This window comes from Allorhodopirellula solitaria, assembly GCF_007859855.1.
Classification (GTDB): Bacteria; Planctomycetota; Planctomycetia; order Pirellulales; family Pirellulaceae; genus Rhodopirellula; species Rhodopirellula solitaria.
Genome location: NZ_SJPK01000004.1, coordinates 221,399 through 241,191, shown reverse-complemented (window position 1 = coordinate 241,191; position 19,793 = coordinate 221,399). Strand labels below are relative to the sequence as shown.

At 60.0% G+C, this 19,793-nt stretch carries 9 protein-coding genes; 6 read left to right on the top strand and 3 right to left on the bottom strand.

Annotated elements, in window-relative coordinates; all coding sequences use genetic code 11:
* Positions 1–513: 513 nt before the first annotated feature.
* The gene (locus tag CA85_RS09700; protein ID WP_146391144.1) at positions 514–2,907 is read left to right on the top strand and encodes a carboxypeptidase-like regulatory domain-containing protein; all 2,394 of its coding nucleotides are present in this window, start codon (positions 514–516) and stop codon (positions 2,905–2,907) included.
* On the opposite strand, the gene CA85_RS09695 is transcribed toward CA85_RS09700, so the two are convergent.
* A complete protein-coding gene (locus tag CA85_RS09695) occupies positions 2,904–3,905 on the bottom strand; it encodes a hypothetical protein (RefSeq protein ID WP_246112652.1) in 1,002 nt (333 codons plus the stop codon). The genes CA85_RS09700 and CA85_RS09695 overlap by 4 nt on opposite strands.
* A gap of 322 nt (positions 3,906–4,227) precedes the next feature.
* On the opposite strand from CA85_RS09695, the gene CA85_RS09690 reads away from it, so the two are divergent.
* From CA85_RS09690 to CA85_RS09680, 3 genes are all read left to right on the top strand, one after another.
* The gene (locus tag CA85_RS09690) at positions 4,228–5,421 is read left to right on the top strand and encodes a phosphoglycerate kinase (RefSeq protein ID WP_146391143.1); all 1,194 of its coding nucleotides are present in this window, start codon (positions 4,228–4,230) and stop codon (positions 5,419–5,421) included.
* A gap of 126 nt (positions 5,422–5,547) precedes the next feature.
* Positions 5,548–8,940, top strand: coding sequence for a DUF1553 domain-containing protein (locus tag CA85_RS09685; protein ID WP_186774843.1), 3,393 nt, complete (start codon positions 5,548–5,550; stop codon positions 8,938–8,940).
* A 72-nt stretch (positions 8,941–9,012) separates the two neighbouring features.
* Complete coding sequence (locus tag CA85_RS09680; RefSeq protein ID WP_146391141.1) at positions 9,013–10,461, top strand: DUF1501 domain-containing protein; 1,449 nt, start codon at positions 9,013–9,015, stop codon at positions 10,459–10,461.
* 320 nt (positions 10,462–10,781) lie between these two features.
* Here CA85_RS09680 and CA85_RS09675 read toward each other — a convergent pair whose 3' ends face one another.
* The gene (locus CA85_RS09675) at positions 10,782–14,153 is read right to left on the bottom strand and encodes a PVC-type heme-binding CxxCH protein (RefSeq protein ID WP_146391140.1); all 3,372 of its coding nucleotides are present in this window, start codon (positions 14,151–14,153) and stop codon (positions 10,782–10,784) included.
* Between the two features lie 991 nt (positions 14,154–15,144).
* A complete protein-coding gene (locus CA85_RS09670) occupies positions 15,145–15,345 on the bottom strand; it encodes a cold-shock protein (RefSeq protein WP_146391139.1) in 201 nt (66 codons plus the stop codon).
* Positions 15,346–15,663: 318 nt separating this feature from the next.
* Here CA85_RS09670 and CA85_RS09665 point away from each other — a divergent pair, with 318 nt between their 5' ends.
* Together CA85_RS09665 and CA85_RS09660 are read left to right on the top strand one after the other, a co-directional pair.
* The gene (locus tag CA85_RS09665; RefSeq protein ID WP_146391138.1) at positions 15,664–16,953 is read left to right on the top strand and encodes a phosphotransferase; all 1,290 of its coding nucleotides are present in this window, start codon (positions 15,664–15,666) and stop codon (positions 16,951–16,953) included.
* Positions 16,954–17,050: 97 nt separating this feature from the next.
* Complete coding sequence (locus CA85_RS09660) at positions 17,051–19,789, top strand: protein-disulfide reductase DsbD family protein (RefSeq protein ID WP_146391137.1); 2,739 nt, start codon at positions 17,051–17,053, stop codon at positions 19,787–19,789.
* Positions 19,790–19,793: the final 4 nt, after the last annotated feature.

The window sequence follows — 19,793 nt, the reverse complement described above, 5'->3', positions numbered from 1 at the left end:
AGGGACGGAAGCACTCTGCCGGGGACGCAAGTCCCCGGAATACAGGAGAACAACGAGCCAAAGTCCCGAAGGGACGACAGCCAAACCGAAATGGGCGTGCTATCTTGCCGCTGCTGTCGCCCCTACCGGGGCTGAGTCGGAAACTGCAGGCTGGACCGGGGACTGACGTCCCCGGCAGAGTGCTGCCGTCCCTATCGGGACTATACACAATGGCTGGCAAGCCCATGCCGACATGCAATGGACACGTCCGGTAGAAAAGCGTCAGTAATTAAATCGACGTCCCTTTGGGACTCACTCATGTCCCCCCAGTCCCGATAGGGACGACAGCCCACTGCCGGTGGTGCAACGGCGTGTTAACTGAGTGAGCGGTAGAACGCCGACTCAATCAACACGCCGGCAAACCACCGGACCTACGACCTCCGCTGCCGCCCACGGTGGTCCTCGGCTGGACTAGGATAGAGCTGCTCGCATGGGAGCATTTCTCCAGCGTCCCCTTTTCCGCAGGTCAGGTAGATGTGCCGACAATCCGATCGTCACCAGCGTGAGTGGGAGTGCCCGGCGGCGGCGCCATACTTCAACTCGTTGGTCATCAGCGTGTTGAGCGTTGTCTTGTTCGCAGCACCGCTGTTCTCGCAAGAACCACCGCATTCGGCCGAGTACGCTGACCTGCTCGAGCGGGCGTCGGTGGCGGAACGGGCCGAGGACGCCGGCCGGGCTGACAACATCCGTCTGAGTGTACGTGGGCGGATTCTCGATGACAGCGGCCAGCCGATCGCGGGTGCTGTCGTGGTGCTGCTGGGACAGTCAGAACCGCTCGCCCGCACCCACAGCGACGATTTTGGCGAGTACGAATTCGAGAACATTTCGCGTGAGCGGCCCGTTCCGGCCACTGATTACCGCGACGGGGTGACGACGCTTGCCATCCTGATGGCAGCTGGCCAGCAAGGCGGCGCGAACTGGACACCGATCCAATACGGCTACCAGCCACCCCGAGGGAGCCTCGATCGGTATGAGTTTCTCCGTGATGAGCCGCTGCCTCGATCGATCCAAATGCGACAGGACGTTGTTCTCGGTCCACCCCTGGCGCTCGAGGGCGTGATTCTGGATCGGGACGATCGCCCGCTGCCGAGTGTGGAAGTGGAGCTGATCGCCCTCTATCCAACCAGCGGCGAGTCCGTCGATACCGATCGCCACGCTCCCACGGTGGGCCAGTTACGATCGACGACAGACGCCGACGGCCGCTTTCGGTTTCCCCATGTGCCTGAAGGGATGATCGCCGTGTTGATGCTCAGGCACCCCGATTATTATGGCACCATGGCCGTGATGGCCACGACTCCCGCTGTGACGGAGTTGGCTTCTCGGTTTGCCCGCGGTGGCCCAGTTCATTCGAGTCCCGCTCGGCTGCACTTGGATGAAGCGATCACGCTGCGGGGTAAAGTCGTCAATCGGAAGGGAGAACCGGTTCCGGGTGCCGTCATCAAGCAGCGTTTTTCGCGTGGGGAGCCAACTCAGAGCGATGCTGAGGGAAATTTTTCGGTCGCCATCGCTGCCAAGCGTGTGAGCGACGAGAACGCGGGAGTGAATGTTTCGCCGCTCACGTTGGAGTGGCCTGCTGATGCGTCCTATGCGAGCAGCGCTCCGGCTATCTCGCGACAGGACATTCTCGACCAGCAGCGGCTGACTCTCGTTGCTGAGGACGCAATCGAGATTCATGGCCAGGTGATCGCCTCGGACGATCAGCAACTCGTCGCTGACTTGCCAGTGACGGTCCGGTCATGGCCGAGAAATGATTCGTCACCGCCCGCGGTGCGCACCGATGCCGAGGGGCGTTTTCGTGTCAAAGCGCAAGCCGGACGGTGGCTGGTGACCTGCGGGCCGAAAGCCGGGTTCGATTTGCTCACCGCCCATGCCAATCCAAGTGGCGGCAAAGGTTTCGATCCACAGTCGCAGCGGATCGTTGATCTGATCGATCCGGGCCAGCCGGTGCAGTTAGGAATCATCCTCGATCGCCTGCCCGCCGTCTCTGTCCATGTCGTCGATGCCGACGGGCAAGACGTCGCCGGAGCCCGCATCTGTATCACTCGGGCTCCCGACCGGCAGCCACTCCGATTCACCCGCCGCCCCGATGCCCTGCCGGACGTCGAGGATGGCACGACCGACGATGAGGGAAGGTGCTCGTTCCACCTGCCCACGCTCTTGGATGGCGATTGGACGGTGACGGCGGAGTATCCCGCGGAATCACCGCGTCAGTTTGCTGTTAAAACGCTGCGTTCCAACCGATGGAGAAAAGTAGACTTAACGCTCGTTCCTGGTGTGCCGATCCAGGGCCGCGTCATGATCGACAAGGTGCCGGTGGCGAATGCTCGGGTTGCCTTGACCGACGACCGATCTTGGATCGACGACGATCCCGAGCGATGGATTTCATCGGCAGCGACCAATGACCTCGGCGAGTACGAGCTGGTTGCACCGCTAATGGATGAGAGAAATCAGCCATTTCGAACCGGCCGTTACTCCGTCCGATTGGTGGATTTGCCGGAATTCACGCAGTGCCGGAAAACCATTCGAAGCGTTTCGAGAACGCGTGAGCGGAACCTGGAGGGAGATGCCCTGCTGCTGAAAGACTTTGACGTGGCGATTGCCAACGGAGAAGCCTCCGGCCGCGTTGTTGATGAATCGGGCGAGCCGATTGCGGGTGCCGTTGTCCGCATCAATCCCGACTCAACGCTGCTGGGCGATCCCACGCTGCAGGGTTATGCCACGACGGACGAGTGGGGTGAGTTCCGCTGGACCGGCATCGGGCCTGGCGGCTTCGAGCCTCTCGTCGTGATCCATGGCAAGCCCTTCGCCGCGCCGATCCCAATCGAAGCGGGACGGCGTGGCATCAAAATCGTCGTGCCACGAGATTAGCGAGTCAATCCGTCCGGCGGGCTCGATGGCGTTCGTTCGGCTGTCTTGGGTTGCTCGCTATCGTCGACCACCATGCGGCCGCGACGGGCGACGGTCACGATCGTCTCGGCGAATGCTTTCCGCACGGGCGGGTCGACTTGCGGCAACCGGTTGGCGACATCGAGCATCGCGGCCGGGTTCTGGCTGCTCGCTTGGCTGACCTGGGAGATGAATCTCGCCGTTTGCACGAAATTGGTATCGGCCGAACGGCCAATGATCGGGCTGAAGGTCCGTGCGATCAGATCCACACCGAGACTCTCCAACTGCACAAAGCAATCGAGCGTCCCGGAGATCGTGGTGTCCCCGTCGGCATTCTGAGCGTAGGCCGAATGCAGTACAAAGACGCCCTTCCCGCGAATCGGTGTGGGCACCATTTTGCCATCGTAGGAGCCTTCGACCACAAAGATATGTTGTTTGGCGTCACCGTAAACCAAGTCCACGTGACAGGTGGTCCCCGCCCGATCGCTCGCTTGGATTTGATAGGGGCCGATGCGTTCGCACTCGACCTTGGTGATGTCCATCAAATCCCATAGGCCGACGAGCACATCGGGATTGCGGGTCAGGAACAGAAACATGTCTTGGTCGCACCGCACCGCTTGGCTGGGCAGCTGCCGATAGAGCGTTGGGTTCTCAGCGATTTCGAGAATCTCGGCGCGTGCCTCGGGAGTCAATCGATCCAGCGGCAAGGCGTTGATGATCGATGCGCGATGAGCGGGGGAGCCGATCCGTTGAGATTCATCGCCGGACTGCCCCCAGCCGAAGAGGTTGGGGAAGCTCCGTGTGTTGGAGTTCGGCGCAGGTGAGGCTTGTCGAGCCGCCTGGCTTCGCTGCAGCGACGGCGGTGGCGATTGGGCTCGCGCCGCAGGGGCATACTGCACCTCCAGCATCGCGAACGCCATCGAGCACCCGATCACCAACCGGAGTGACCGCTTGGTCCAATGCGCGCAAAAAATGTCCATCGTGGTTCTGGAAATCACCAGCACCGCCCCCGTATTGCGTTGATTTCGCTCGTAAATAACGAACGTCGCCGCGACAAGTTCCACCATCGTCGCGACAGACCGGCTCCGCCTGCAGCTCAAAAAATCGAGCCGCAGCCGTGCCTACTGTGGTTTCGGTTATGACGGTGGTAGGACGTGAGGAAACCGGGAGAGGAGTGCCGAAAAACAATCGGCCCCTTCGCGAGTGCCGGATTCTGGCCGATACTGGTTGACCGACTGAAACAAACCTCAATCCAAAGTTGCACTTTTCAGCTTTTTTTCTAGAAACCGGAGCAGATTCTCGATGGCCAAAAAGACGATCGATCAAACCGAAGTCCAAGACAAGACCGTCCTCATGCGGGTCGACTTCAACGTCCCTTTGAACGAGCAGAATGAAATCACCGACGATCGCCGCATTCGGATGGCCCTGCCGAGCATTCGTAGCGTGATCGATCGGGGCGGCGTCGTGATCCTGATGAGCCACCTCGGTCGCCCCACCGGCGGCGCTGGCGATGAGAAATTCTCACTCGCACCCGCCGCAACCCGACTCGGCGAACTGCTCGACAGCCCCGTGCATTTCGCCAAAGACACGGTGGGCGAGGACGCTCAAGCCAAAGCGGCTGGGCTGAAGGCAGGCGAAGTCCTCGTCCTGGAAAACCTTCGCTTCAACGCCGGCGAGAAAAAAGGCGATGCCGAATTCGCTGGGAAACTCGCCGCACTGGCCGACGTGTACTGCAACGATGCCTTCGGTACCTGTCACCGCGAAGACGCTTCGATGGTGGCAGTCCCCCAAGCGATGGACGGCAAACCTCGCGTCGTCGGCCACCTCGTCGCCAAGGAAATCCAATACCTCTCCGACGCGATCAGTAACCCCAAACGCCCCTTCGTTGCCATCCTCGGCGGTGCCAAGGTCAGCGACAAGATCAACGTGATCAACAATCTGTTGGGCATCTGCGACGCCATTCTTATCGGCGGTGCCATGGCATACACGTTCTCGTTGGCCCAGGGCGGACAGGTCGGTGGTAGCCTGGTCGAGAAGGACAAAGTCGATTTGGCCAAGGAGCTGCTGGCCAAGAGCAACGGCAAGTTGCACCTGCCCGTCGACACCCACTGCGGCGACGATTTCGGAAACATCGCGGGCTGCAACAAGAAAGTTGTCGCTGCAGGCGAGATCCCAGAAGGCATGGAAGGACTGGACATCGGTCCGGAAACCGCCAAGCAGTATGCGGAGATCATCAAGGGTGCCAAGACAGTCGTTTGGAATGGTCCGATGGGCGTGTTCGAGAAACCACCGATGGACGCGGGTACCCGGGCCGTCGCCGAAGCTGTCGCCGACAGCGACGCGGTCAGCATCATCGGCGGTGGTGACAGCGCCGCGGCTGTCGAGCAACTCGGATTTGCTGACCGCGTCAGCCACGTCAGCACCGGTGGTGGCGCATCGCTGGCGATGCTCGAAGGCAAAGCGTTCGCCGCAGTCGACCTGCTCGACGAAGCCTAGTCGATTTGCTCGACGGAGCATCGCGGTGCGGGTAACATGGTGAGCGGTTGGGACGCGTTCAAACAACGCGCTCCAACCAGCTTTCGCTCCCACCCCCCAATCGACGCCTCTCTCCCTCCTGAGTCGATGTTGCCCCACCCCATTCGATCCCTGCGGCTGGCCGCGACGATCACTCTTGTGATCGCGTTGCCGAGCCAGCTCCGTGCCAACGACGCCGTCGATTTCAACCGGGACATTCGCCCGCTTCTATCGGGCAATTGTCTCGTCTGTCACGGCCCCGATGAAGAGAGCCGTGCGGCGGCGCTGCGGTTCGATACCGAGGCGGGATCGCGAGCTGACCTGGGTGGCTATGCCGCGATCGTGCCAGGCGACGCAGACGCCAGCGAAATCATGGAGCGTTTGACGACCGATGATGTCGATATGCGGATGCCACCGGAGGGCAAAGGCCGCGTTTTCACACCCGATGACGTCGAGCTAGTCCGTCGCTGGATCGACCAAGGGGCTGACTACGCGAGGCATTGGTCCTACGTCAAACCGGAACGACCGTCGCTTCCGCAGGTGACCGATACGGCCTGGCCGATCAACGCTGTGGACCGGTTTATCCTTGCCAAGCTAGAAGCCGAAGGCTTGCGGCCGTCTGCCGAGGCCGATCGTTTGACGTTGGCCCGACGCCTGGCCCTGGACGTGACCGGATTGCCACCAACCTGGCAGGAGGCATCGGATTTTGCCAACGACCAACGTAGCGATGCGTACGAAATTTATGTGGACCGGATGCTGGCCAAGCCGGCCTTTGGCGAACGCTGGGCAAGTGTTTGGTTGGACCTCGCTCGTTATGCCGATTCGGCGGGCTATGCCGACGATCCGATGCGGACGATCTGGGCCTATCGCGACTACGTGATCCGCTCGCTCAATAAGAACAAGCCCTTCGATCAGTTCACCATCGAACAGATCGCCGGCGACTTGGTCGACCACCCCAGCGACTCGCAACAGATCGCCACGGCGTTTCATCGCAACACGATGACCAATAATGAGGGCGGCACCAACGACGAAGAGTTCCGCAACGTCGCCGTCGTCGACCGAGTCAATACGACGATCGCGGTGTGGATGGGGACGACGATGGCCTGCGCCCAGTGCCACACTCATAAATATGACCCGATCACGCAGGCAGAGTATTTTCAGCTCTTCGATTTCTTTAACCAGACCCAGGATTCGGACAAACGCGACGAACGTCCTGTGCTATCGATCTGGACCGACGAGCAGCGCCAGCGACGCGAGGAGTTGCGAGGGCAGATCACGAGCTTGCAAAAGACACTCAGCCACTCCACTCCCGATGTCAAAGCGGCGCAAGCCAAGTGGCTGGGCAGACTCAATAAGCCGGCAACCTGGCAGCCCCTGCAGCCGACATCGGCGACTGGCAACGTATCGGCGACTGAAAAAGCAGCGGAGAATGAGACCGATGTTTCGCTGGCAGTTGACGACGAGGGGTGGATCACGATCGCGTCGGACCTCGCTCCCGCCGACGCGCCCTCGTATGAGCAAGTAACCGTCGCTTACGAAATCGAGACGACCTTGGTAGGCCTGAAACTGGAGACGCCAGCAGGCCGACCGGATCGATCGGCGAGCGATCTACAGGTCATCTGGACGCCTGCGCAGCCATCGAGCGTGGACGCTCGCTACGTGCGAATTGACCTGCCGGGTGAGCGGAAGATGATCCATCTCGCCGAGGTGCAGGTCTTTTCCGATGGCCTCAACATCGCTGAGAAAGCGACCGCGACGCAAAGTTCGACAGGATTTGGAGGCAAGGCTCAGTATGCGATCGATGGGAATACCGATGGTCAGTTCTCATCGAAATCCGTCACGCATACCACCGTCGAGAACGATCCGTGGTTGGAGCTCGACCTCGGCTCTGTGCAGCCAATCGAGTCGCTGGCGCTTTGGAACCGGACCGACGGCGGCGAACCCTTCCTACAGCGACTCGCTGGATTTGAGATCTCATTACTCGATGAGAACCGCGATGTCGTCTGGCGGCAGACCCCGCCGGCAGTGCCTTCGCCTCATGCACAGTACGACCTTGCCGGCGCGATATCGCTCCAACTCACCGGCCACGACCGAGGGAGGATGTTCGTTCCAGATGCTATGGAAGAGCGTTCAGAAGGTGTCCTGACGATTCAGATGACGTGGCCCGATGCGAAGCCGCCGCGGCTGCGATGGTCGATGACGCCGGATGCCCAGGTGGCGCAGTGGGCTGGCATCCCGGCCGACATCGAGCGGGTGATCCGAAAACCAGCCCACGACCGGACCCAGAGTGAACAGGCGGAGATCGCCGAGTACTACCGCAGCATCACGCCGTTGCTCGCGGATGCTCGATCGGAGCTGGCCGAATGCCAGTCCGACCTCGACGCAATCCAGCCGAACACCAGTGTGCCGGTGATGCGCGAATTGCCTGCGGCGAAGCACCGGGTGACCCATGTGCAGCTGCGGGGCAGCTATCTCAGCACCGGCGATGAAGTCAGTGCTGGTGTGCCCGCTGCGCTGCATGACTTGGAGATCGCCGACGGCTCGCAACCGGACCGCATGACGCTCGCCCGTTGGCTCGTCGACGATGACAATCCGCTGACCCCTCGTGTGATCGCTAACCGGCACTGGGAGCAGATCTTTGGCAAGGGGTTGGTGGAGACGAGCGAGGACTTTGGTTCGCAGGGAGAGCTACCTTCCCATCCCAAACTGCTCGACTATCTCGCCGTCGAACTTCGCGAGGGAGGTTGGGATCTGAAACAGCTGCTGCGCCTGCTGGTGACATCGGCAACCTATCGTCAAAGTTCACAGACGACTCCGGAGCTCGTCGAACTCGATCCGGATAATCGGCTGCTCGCCCGCGGGCCACGGTTCCGCGCCTCGGCGGAAGTCGTGCGTGACCAAGCATTGTTCGTCAGCGGGCTGCTCAGTGGGAAGATGTACGGACCTCCGGTGCAACCCGCGCAGCCTGACTTGGGGCTGCGGGCCGCTTTCGGTTCCGGCACGGACTGGAAGACGAGCAGCGGAGAGGATCGCTACCGTCGCGGTCTATATACGCTGTGGCGCCGGTCGAGTCCCTATCCCTCCATGGCACAATTTGATTCGCCCAATCGCGAGGTCTGTACGGTTCGCCGCACCCGCACCAATACGCCCCTGCAGGCACTCGTGACGCTCAACGATCCGGTCTACATCGAAGCCGCTCAAGCACTGGCGAGGCGCGCCGTCGAGGCGGCAGAGGATCCTCGGTCGCGGATCATCTTCAGCTTTCAACGCGTTTTGTTGCGGTCCCCGAGTGACGCCGAGATCGACCGGCTGAGCGAGTTCGTCGACGAAACGATTGCGTATTATCAAGATCACGCTGAGGACGCTGTGGCGATGGCGACCGAGCCGCTGGGGCCGCTCAGCGACGGCTTGGCTCAGAAATCCTCGCCTGCTGAACTCGCCGCCTGGACCGTGCTGAGTAACGTGATCTTGAATCTGGACGAAACGCTGATGAAACCATGAAGCCGATCGACCGACAGAATGCTGGGCCAGAAGCAACGGCCACACGAATCGACCTCTATTAGGAATGCGATCATGGACCCACGACTCGAACAACTTCACTTGCGCACCCGTCGCCATTTCCTACAACAATCCACGGCGGGGTTGGGTGGCATCGCGCTGACGAGCTTGCTCTCCGGCGAGACCTCCGCAAGTCGCCCCGCTGACAATCCACTTGCGGTCGCACCAACGCATTTCCCACCGAAGGCGAAGCGGGTGATCTACCTCCACATGACTGGTTCTCCGCCGAACCTGGACCTGTTCGACCGCAAGCCCGAATTGGTCGCCCGCGATGGACAGGATGTACCCGATGCGTTTCTTGCCGGCCGCGAGTTCGCCTTCACCTCCGGTGTCCCGAAATTGATGGGCTCGCCGCGAAAATGGTCACGGGCGGGCGAGTCGGGCATGTGGATGTCCGATGCCATTCCACATTTTCACGATGTGGCCGACGAGATGTGTGTGGTCCACTCGATGTATACCGACCAGTTCAATCATGCGCCCGCCGAGTTGTTTGTGCTGACGGGATCTCCTCGCTCGGGCCGTCCTTCGATTGGTTCCTGGGTGACGTATGGGCTCGGCAGCGAGAACGAGAATCTGCCGGGTTTTGTGGCTTTGATCTCCAGCGGTGTGCAGCCTAACGGAGGCAGCAACTCATTCGGCAGTGGCTTCCTGCCCTCGGTATACCAGGGCGTGCAGTGTCGCTCCCAGGGCGACCCGGTGCTGTATTCCTCGGACCCGCCAGGCATCCATCGTGACCTTCGCCGCAAAAGTCTCGACGCGCTGCGGGATCTCAATGAGATGCAGGCTGCTGCGATGGGGCATCCCGAGACGATGACCCGCATCGCCCAGTACGAACTGGCTTTTCGGATGCAGGCGGCCGTTCCCGAGGTGATGGATATCTCGCAGGAGTCGCAGCGGACACTCGACGACTACGGGGCCACGCCCGGCGGATCGAGTCTAGCCAATAACTGCTTGCTCGCCCGCCGCTTGGTGGAATCTGGGGTGCGGTTCGTGCAGTTGTTCGATTGGGGCTGGGACTTCCACGGCACCAACCCGAATGAGGGGATTACCGATGGGTTGACCCGCAAGTGCGCGACGATGGACAAACCGGTCGCTGCATTGATCCGTGATTTGAAGCAGCGAGGGTTACTCGAGGAGACGTTGATCGTGTGGGCAGGTGAATTCGGTCGCACACCGTTCCGGGAAGGCCGCACCTCGGGCAGCAACGTGCTCGGCCGCGACCACTATCCGGATGCTTTTACGATCTGGATGGCCGGCGGAGGCGTCAAGGCAGGGTATGAGTACGGTGCGTCGGACGAACTCGGGTTCTCCGTTGCTGAAAAACCGATGCATGTTCACGACCTGCAAGCAACCATCTTGCACCAACTCGGACTGGACCATGAACGTTTGACCTACCGTTTCCAAGGCCGAGACTTTCGCTTGACCGACGTTCATGGCGAAGTCGTGAAGGATTTACTGGCGTAGCTTAGCCGTCCCTCTACATCGAACGGCGAATTCGCCGGGCGGGGAAAGGGGCGTGGAATTGGCCCGTTTGTTTAGTAGAGGTAGTTGTTGTTCCCGCGAAGTACGTCAAGATGAGAACAGCGGCGGTGCTCACGGCAGCGTACAGAATGAAGCTCACGAAGCTGGCCATGGTTTTTCTCCCGAAAGTGGAAATCAAATGTCTGATACCACTATCGCACGGGACCCTAAAGAACCGCTGAGTCTTCGATAAAGCTTTCTTTATTCTTTGTGGCACAGGCTAGAAGCCTATGCCACTGGGGGCCTGCCACGAATGAGAACAGCTAGCGAAGTGATCGTAGGTAGGCGACCACGTCACGTACCTGGCTCGCCGAGAGCACCTCGTCCATGGCGGGCATCAGGGATACTTTCTGCTCGACTTGAACTTCGATCTCCTCGGGATCGATCGTGATCAGCTTGCCCGCCGCATCGGCGATGACGATCTTATCATCTGCTTCCGACTGCACCACACCGCTCAACACGGTGCCGGAATCGAGCACAAAAGCAGAGGACTTGTACTTGGGATCAATATCAGCACTTGGCGAGACGATGGCACGCAGCAGGTAGTCGGCATCACGCTGCGAAGCAACATGCGTCAGCTCGGGGCCGATATCGCTGCCCTCTTTTCCAATCCGGTGGCAACGCACGCACTGGGCGGCAACGTTCGTATTGAAAATCCGCTTGCCGCTCGCAGCATCGCCGCCATCGCGTGAGTACACGTATTTCGCATTGGCCGGGTTGTCCTGGGATCGAGCGGCTGCGGCGTCTCGCAGTTGATCGGCTCGCTGCCGTAGGGCGAGCCCATCGTTGCTCTCACCGACGCCGCTGGCGATGGCCCTCTGTAGTGCGTCGACGACGTCTAGATGCAGTTGGGGATCGAGACTGCCACCGAGCACCTCGTCGGCCAAGCTAGTCAGCCATTGCCGACTACTGGGCTGTTCGAGCACGCCAAGTGCCTGGATGCTGGCCTGGCGAACTCGGAGGAACTTCGTCTGCTCGAACGCCTTCTTGATCGCGGCAGTCGCCTGCTGAGGAAACTCCTCTGTCAACAACTTCACACCTGCCAACTGCAGCTGCTGTTGCGACGACCCGATCGCTTCCAAGCACAGCGTTTCAGCATCATCACTAGCTGAACGGACGAGCGATCGCAGCGCTTCGATGCGCAACGGCGTGGCGAGTGACTCCGTGTGAAAAATACTCTGCAGCGCAACCGGTGACAGCGTGATGCGGAGCTTGCTCGCCGCAGCGATGCTGGCCGACTGCACGCGGTCATTGCCGCCGCTGGCGAGCTCGGCAAGTAGCGCTTCCGCAGTCTCGCTATCGATCGCGCGCTGCGTCACAGGGAGCTCTCGCCGGCGGCCTTCGACTCGGTCGAGCGCGGGCGGAAGCATCCAATTGGCAGCCGCGTCACAGGCCGCTACCCGCATCTCGGCGTTGACGTCGCCGCGTGATGCGAACTCGAGGACACGGCGGAAGCACTCTGCGGTCCCGATTCGATAATTCGCGTTAATGCTGCGTCGCCAGAACGCTTCGCTGCGTTTCGCGTTCGTTGACAGTGCCTCGGCGAGTGCGGGCAGCGCGTCCATGATCGAAAGGTCATCATGAATGGCGCGAGCCGCCGACGTGGCGATCCAGTCCGAGGGATCTGCGAGATAGACACTGACCAGCGGACTCGATTGACGGCGCAGTGCCAGCACAGCGCATAGCCGCTCCATCTCGTGATCACTGTCGTGTCGGTCGGCCAATGTGGGACTGGACGCACAGGCAGCCAACGCCGAGACAATCGCATGCCGCAAGTAGTGCTGATCCGCCTGCAAACGGCTGGCTGCGGAGAGCAGCTCTTCGGTCGCTGCCTCGACGGGGCATCTCGCCAGAGCGAGTGCCGCATGAACACGTACATGCAGATCATCATCGCCGAGTAGTGGAATCAATGGTTCCCCGCCGGTCTCATTGGTTTCGCCAAAAGTTTTCGCGGCCTGGCCTCGTACAACGGGAGAGATGTCCTTGAGGGCCGCCACGATACTGGCGAACGCTACCTGATGGTCCGCACGAGCAAGTTGCCCCATTCCCCAGACCGCATGCAGTTTGGCAAACACGTCGGAGTCCGGTGATTCGAGTACGGCCTGGAAGACATCAGTGTCCTCTCGCTTGACTAATTCAAACTGAGCGGCTTGGCGAATCCGCATATCGGGATGCGTCAACTGTTCACTCAGCTCAGCGATCGAGCGATCGCCCATGCCTCGGGCTAAGAGTGCAGCCACCTCTTGCCGCAGTGGATGCCGCAGCGACTTCTCAACATCGATTCGGATCACGGCCCCTTTTTGATCGAGTGGATAGCCGCCGTCCCAGTCCGCACCATACAGGGCTCCATCGGGACCAAAGGCAAGGCCGACAATCGCCGGCCCCTTGCCGATGAGATGGTCGTTGAACATCTCAAAGGAATCGCCTGCGGAGCGGACCTGGAACGCATACTGGTTCCCGTTGGGCGCCGACGTCAAAAAGAAGTAGTCCGCGTAGGCGGGACCCAGTGCTGTGCCGGGGTTGAATTTGAAACCAGCGGGACCGTCGACGTAATGACTGATAGGTGGAATGATGTACGCCGGATGGTGTTTTCGCGGCAGGTTCCAAAGGTTCTCGTCGGTCCACGGATTGTATTCTCCGCCGCGGAATTGGTAGTGCGACCGCCAGCCCGCATCCATGCCCTCGACGATGGCGACGAATCGTTCATGTTCGCCTTTTTGGTCGGCGTCGTTATCGACGCCGAAGAGATTGCCGTAGGAATCGAACGCGATCTCCTGCACGTTTCGCAATCCGTGCGCGAAGACTTCGAAATCGCTGCCATCGGGATTGCAGCGCATCACGCCGCCTTGGTTGGGATAGAAATAATGGCGCCCCTCACTGCTGGTGGCGTTGATGCCTTTGTCGCCGATTGACCAATAGATCTTGCCATCGGGGCCGACGGTCAGCCCATGCATGTCATGTCCGGCATAGGCGATGTGCAGTCCAAAACCGGTCGCGATGATATTTCGCTCATCGACAACACCGTCGTCATCGGTATCGGTCAACCGCCACAGGTCCGGTGCGACGGTAGCATAGACATCGTCACCCCAAGCCATCACGCCCGCAGCGATGCCGGTGACCTCCGTTTTGAAATCGTCATCGAAGACGACGATTTCGTCGGCTTTGCCATCGCCGTCCTCGTCACTGAGTCGGTAGATCACTTCCCCGATCACAGTCAGGTCACGCCAATCAAACTGGCCATCCTTGTTGACATCCGTCACGTGCTTTGCTTGCTCGGCTTGATCGCCTCCGATCCTCAGCCTGTCGTGATAGAACGCCAGCTTGTCTTCAATGCTCTGCAGTCCGATGTCGTCGGCAACCCAATCGCGATTGGCGCGAATATCGAGATCTTGGATCTTACGGCGACGGGTTTGCGTAACGAATACGCGCCCGCGGTGGTCCACACTGATCGCCACGGGATCGGGCACATTGATCTCACCGCTCCAGCGATCGTACTGCAGCGTGGGATGTTTGACGGCAGAGGATGGAGCCCCCGTTTTCCCATCGGCGGCAGGCAGGTCGGGGCCGCCCCATAGGACCGGTATGGTGATTGTCAGGGCGGCAAACAGGCGGGGTGAGATAAGTTGGCGTGACATGCGTACTTGTGAACGGAAGCGGGGCGGGGTCGCGACCGAGACTTCTGGGGCTCGGCGCAGACCGCTCAGTATAGATACTTGTCGATGCCCTTGGGTGGACTTTCGCGACCATGTTGATGCACCGGACCTAGCACGGGCTGTTAAGAAGTTGGTGTTGACAGCTTGTTTTCAAACGGCATTTTTATTGGCTCATCCGACGGAAGCGTGCGCGCGAGGTTTTCAAGGCATGGCTCCCGTATCGAAGGATTTATTTGTGGGATGTGATTATCAATGTTAGACTGGCACTGCCGGGAGAAACGGAGCCGAGCTTCTGCAGAGGTGCTGGCTTGGCAAGGGATATCTCGGTCGCCAGCGTTTCCCTGCAAAAGCCGTACGCCAATGGTGTTGTCGGTCCCTGGCGAGCGTTTGTGCGTCAGGGACGCATTTTTGAACGATCATCGGATACGAGAGCCAGGCCTCAAAAAACCTTCCGCTGTGCTCTGCGCACGCTTCCGTCGGATGAGCCTTTTTATTCCCCTATTGGGAAACCATGGAGTCTCTCCTCGCCCCCAGAGTTCGTGCGGCTTGGCGTTGGCTGACCGGGCTGTCGATTCATTGAGGTGAGACGCGTAAGCGGCCGGGTAGGCGACTGCCACAAAATTGGCATCAACACCCAGCTTTTAACATCGCAGCGACACGCACAATGCAGTTTTGATGTTTCCGCGCTCCAACGGCGGTCTCGATCCAAGAGAGAATGGATCGGGTTAGTGGGAAGGAGCGGTTCGCCGGTCGCGGATTCTGGTGAATCCACAGGAGGCGACTCGCTCCGCAACCACACGCGGCGAACTCAGAAGGCGTTCTACGAATAGACGCCGAGGGCGCCGCGTTGTTCTTTCGTCACTTCGGTATCTTCTTCAACGGCAGTACGTTTCATCATATCAATCACACAGAGGCGACTGTTCCGATTCACGGCCGCTGAGAATCCACCACTCGAATCGAATAATCGAGTCGACTACTCAGCGAGTGAGACGTTCTCAGCGCAAGGACCCTTGGGGCCCCGGCCTTCGGTGTAGGTCACTCGTTGTCCTTCGCGGAGGTCATCGAAATTAACTCCTTGAAGACTGGACGAGTGAAAAAACAAGTCTTTGCTACTTCCAGTGTCGATGAATCCAAATCCCTTATCGGTGACTCGTTTGATCGTACCCTCTGCCATCTGTTCATTCCTAAAAGGTGTCTTGTAGGCGAGCCCAAGGACAGTGCGCCCTCAGTACTCGACTACTGCGAGAGAGTATATCGCCGAACGAGCCCATTGGCGATGCTTGGCGGCGTCGGGAGACCATTCTGGTGCCCGGCAAACGCCGGTTCACCCCGCAATTCATGGCCAAAACGGGGCCTCAAGAAGTTTGACAAAATCTTGCTTTTCACGGTCGACATTGTGTATCTTGCCGCTCAATCGAGGTCGATTCCGTTATTTCGATAGTTTTCGAGTGGTCCCATCGATATTCCCTTCACCCCCAAACAACGATCCGCAGTGCTGGCGCATTGGGCGATGGCGGGTGAGATTGTTGGCCCAGACCGAGCGACGAGTGGATGCTCAGGCGTGCAAATCGGCCGAGCCGAATCGCGGCTTCGCACGACGCCCGTCGCATCAGGTTTCAGTGGCGGGAATATTTTTCGCGTCGACTCAGCCGTTAACGACGCAGCCGAGGACCTGTCCGGGCAGCGGGCAGCGTGTTCCCAGGGCCGTTGGGCATTGAAAGCCTGGCCAGCGTCCGTGACGGCTCCGAGAATATTGGGTGTGGCGGCGAGGATCCGGGCCGCCGCATCTGACTGCGACCTCCTGGCACCGCCGCTAGCCCGCGCAGATTTCGATTCCACCCTGGTCAGCGTCCACGGTCGTCACTGGGAACTGGCTCGCTGGATTCCCGGCGAGGCGTTGTCCGTCGACGCTCCCGAATCCGCGATCGCGAACGGGGCCGAGGCGATCGCGCTCGTTCACCAGGCGATGAATCCGACCGATTTCGTCGACCCCATGCCCGGGATTCCGGTCTCCTCCTCGGCTGCGGCCTGCTCGCCAATCTCGTTCTCGCCAACGGCAATGTCGACAGTGCCCCCGTCGATAGCGCCCCCGTCGACAACGCCACGCTGCCTGGCTGATCGAATCGAGCGGATCGAGCGGCTCAGCCCGCTGGTCAATCAAGCCGCTCAGTGCATGCCACCGGTGAGCGAACTGGCCGAACGATTGGCCGGGCAGCTTTCTGCTGAACAGACTGGCGACGCGGCCGTCTCTGCCGACCACTGCAACGAGCTCGCCAAACTGCTAGTTCACGCGTCCCAGTGGCTGGCTCGACAGTGGCCGGCAACCGCCCCGCTGCTGGTCGAGCGTCTCCGCCAGCACGCTGCTGAGAGATTGGCGTCGGCATGGGTGCTCCGGGACGTCCATCGAGCTCATGTGCTGTTCGATGTGGGGGGGCGTGTTCAGGGAATCCTGGATTACGATGCCGTCGATTGCGATTCTCCCGCAGCCGACCTGGCACGCTGGGCCGGGGACTTTGCCACTACGCCGCAATCGTCAGTCGGCGTCGCTGCGTCCCCGGATCACTCACCACTGCGTGCTGCCGTGGCGGGGTATCGCCGGATTCGACCATTTTCTCAGAGCGAATGGGAGCTTGCCCAAACCCTGATCGAGGTCAATCGATTGGGAGGGCTGGCGAACTGGGTCGTTTGGTTGGTTTTGGAAGGCCGACGCTTCCCTGTAGCAGCCCAGCAAATCGAAGGCCGGATTGCTCATTTAATCGCTTCGGATTGCCGAATCTGTTAAAATCGCTGGTCCCCTCGAAGGCATCCCTTTGGACCCCATTTCAACGACTCCATCCAATCTGCCCTTCTCTAAGCCCTTGTAGATGACGATTCCGCCGATGAAACGGACGAACTTGAAACGATTTCAACGCCCTCAATCCTCGCCGCGAGGCAGCGCAGTTGCACCGCGCGTCAGTTCTCCATTGCGTGCGCTCGGCACAGCATGGTTGGCTGCAACGATGGGGGTGGTGTTGTTGCTGGGCATGTCAGCCGGACCGCTGGTAACACCCACAAACGCTGATGAAGGTGATGCGGGGTTGTTCCCGTCTCTGTCTTTGGGGCGTTATGGGGAGTCCGATCCGGGCAGTTTCGGTCAACAAGATCCCGCCACGGCAAAGGCTTCGTTGCATTCGATCGCCGATCATCCGGACTCGGTTGTGATTGCCGTCGACGTGACTTTACAGTCGCCTTGGCACATCTATTCGCTGACGCAGCCAACCGGCGGGCCGCTGCCGACGAAGTTGAGCCTTGTCGACGCGGAGTCGCTGGAGATTGTCGGCGATTGGCGTAGCGACTCGGTGCCGAAGCGAAGCGTCTCGCAAGAGTTCGGTGGCATCACGATTGAGGAGCACGATGGAAACGTCCAGTTCTTTGCGTTGGCGAAGATCCAAGACGCCGATCTCACGGCCGAATCACTTCCCGAAATCCAAGTCGAGATCAACGCCCTGACTTGCTTAACCGGAGGGGCTTGCCAACCCTTTGATGAAACCTTGACGGCCACGTTCACCGGGCAAGCCGCTCCTGAATTACAAGCAGCCGCGCTGGCCAAAACAAGTGCTCAGGCAACTGCGAACCAGGTGACGGCGGCCGAGGTTGAGAAGGTCGACACGTCGGAAATGAAGTTGTTCCAAGAGGACGACTATGCCATTGAGTGGCGCGCCTACGTGACCCCGCCCACGCTGAGCCCTGGTCAGCAGGGGAAACTCGTTTTCACGGCGATCCCGGTGGGCGAGTATCACACATACCCCGGTGTGGCGGGCGATGATCCGCTCTCAACCAATTTCGCCATCGAAGACAAAGCGGGGCTCCGCATCGCTGCGCCAACTACCGATGCGGAAATTATCAAAGAGGAACCCATTCCAGGGCTCGTCAATCAATTCCACCACGGGGAAGTCACCTGGACGATGCCGATCGAGGTGCCGGCAGACGCGCAGTCGGGCGAACAGACTATCCGGGGAGCCATCGGCTACCAGGCCTGCACATCGGCGAGTTGCCTGGTACCGAAAGGTTTGCGGTTCGAAGCCATCGTCAACGTGCAGCCCGCTGGTGCGCCGGATAGCAGCGATGGTGCCAACGCGACGGAGATGAAGCTTGTCTCGGCGAAGTTCGGTGAAGTCAAATCGCTCGCAGGCAACACGAATTGGGTCGACACGATCGAGCCTGTCGCCCCACCCGCTCCCGACAGCGGTGCCGATAGCAACGCTGATACTGGAGTCGAGGCTACCGGTCCCGCAACGGTGGGCCAGAGCGATAGCGAGGCCGGCGTGTCGCCGATCGTGGTGGAAACATCCTCGGGTACGTCGATGACATTTCCCGTGATCCTGGCTTTCGCGTTGCTCGGTGGATTCATCTTGAATTTCATGCCTTGCGTCCTGCCGGTTGTCGGTCTGAAGGTGATGAGTTTTGTCCAACAAGCGGGCTCGGATCGGCGGAGGGCATTCCTTCTGAATTTCTCCTACGCCTCGGGCATCATGGCGATCTTCGTCTTGCTCGCCGTGTTGATGGTGATGTTCTCGATGGCGTGGGGTGAGATGTTCACGCACCCGGAGGTCCGCATCGCCATGATCGTGCTGATGTTCGCGATGGCGTTGAGCTACTTTGGCGTGTGGGAGTTACCCGCCCCCGGCATGGCGTCGAGCAAAGGGGCTCAAGATCTCCAGCAACGTGAGGGCTATACCGGAGCCTTTTTCAAGGGCATGTTCGCCACGGTGCTGTCAACGCCCTGTAGCGGTCCATTTCTCGGCGGGATCTTTGCTTTGATCGGCGGTAAACTGCCCCCACTGCAATCGACGATCGTGATTTTGGTCGTCGGCATCGGGATGTCGGTCCCCTACGTGATCATGGGGATTTGGCCCCGGTTGATGGCGTGGTTGCCCAAGCCCGGTCCCTGGATGGAGACGTTCAAAGAGTTCCTGGCGTTTCTATTCCTCGCCACGGTCGCCTTCTTTTTCTACACTTTCAATGACGCCGACAAGATGTGGGTCTTTGTGGCTCTGATGGGTGTCTGGTTCGGTTGCTGGATCATCGGCAAAACCCCGTCGTGGCAATCGGTCCAACGCCGGCTGATCGCTTGGGTATCTGGAATCGGTGTCGCGGTTGCGATCTCGGTGCTTGCCTTCAATTATCTGGGCCCCGTGCCCGCCGATCAGCAAGCCCAGGAGGAGTTGCTCGCGTGGGAACCGTACGATGAAGCCCGCTTGCAGGAACTGCAAGCCGAAGGCAAGACGGTCCTGCTCGACTTCACGGCTAAGTGGTGCGTCAACTGCATCATCAATCTAGGCGTTGCCATCGATACCCAACCGACGGCGGACCTCGTTGAAGAACTCGATGCCGTGGCGATGTACGCGGACTGGACCGACCGTAGCCCTGAAATCAAAGCAAAGCTCGACGAGCTGCAGAGCAAATCGATTCCCTTGTTGGCGATTTATCCGGGGGATAATCCAACGCAGCCCATCTTGCTCCGGGACCTTGTTACGCAGCAAAACGTGCTTACCGCCCTCCGCCAAGCCGGCCCGAGCCAGTCCAGTGGAATCGCCAATCGCAAGGTGTCCCAGCCCGAGACGCTCATCACCAGGTGAACTC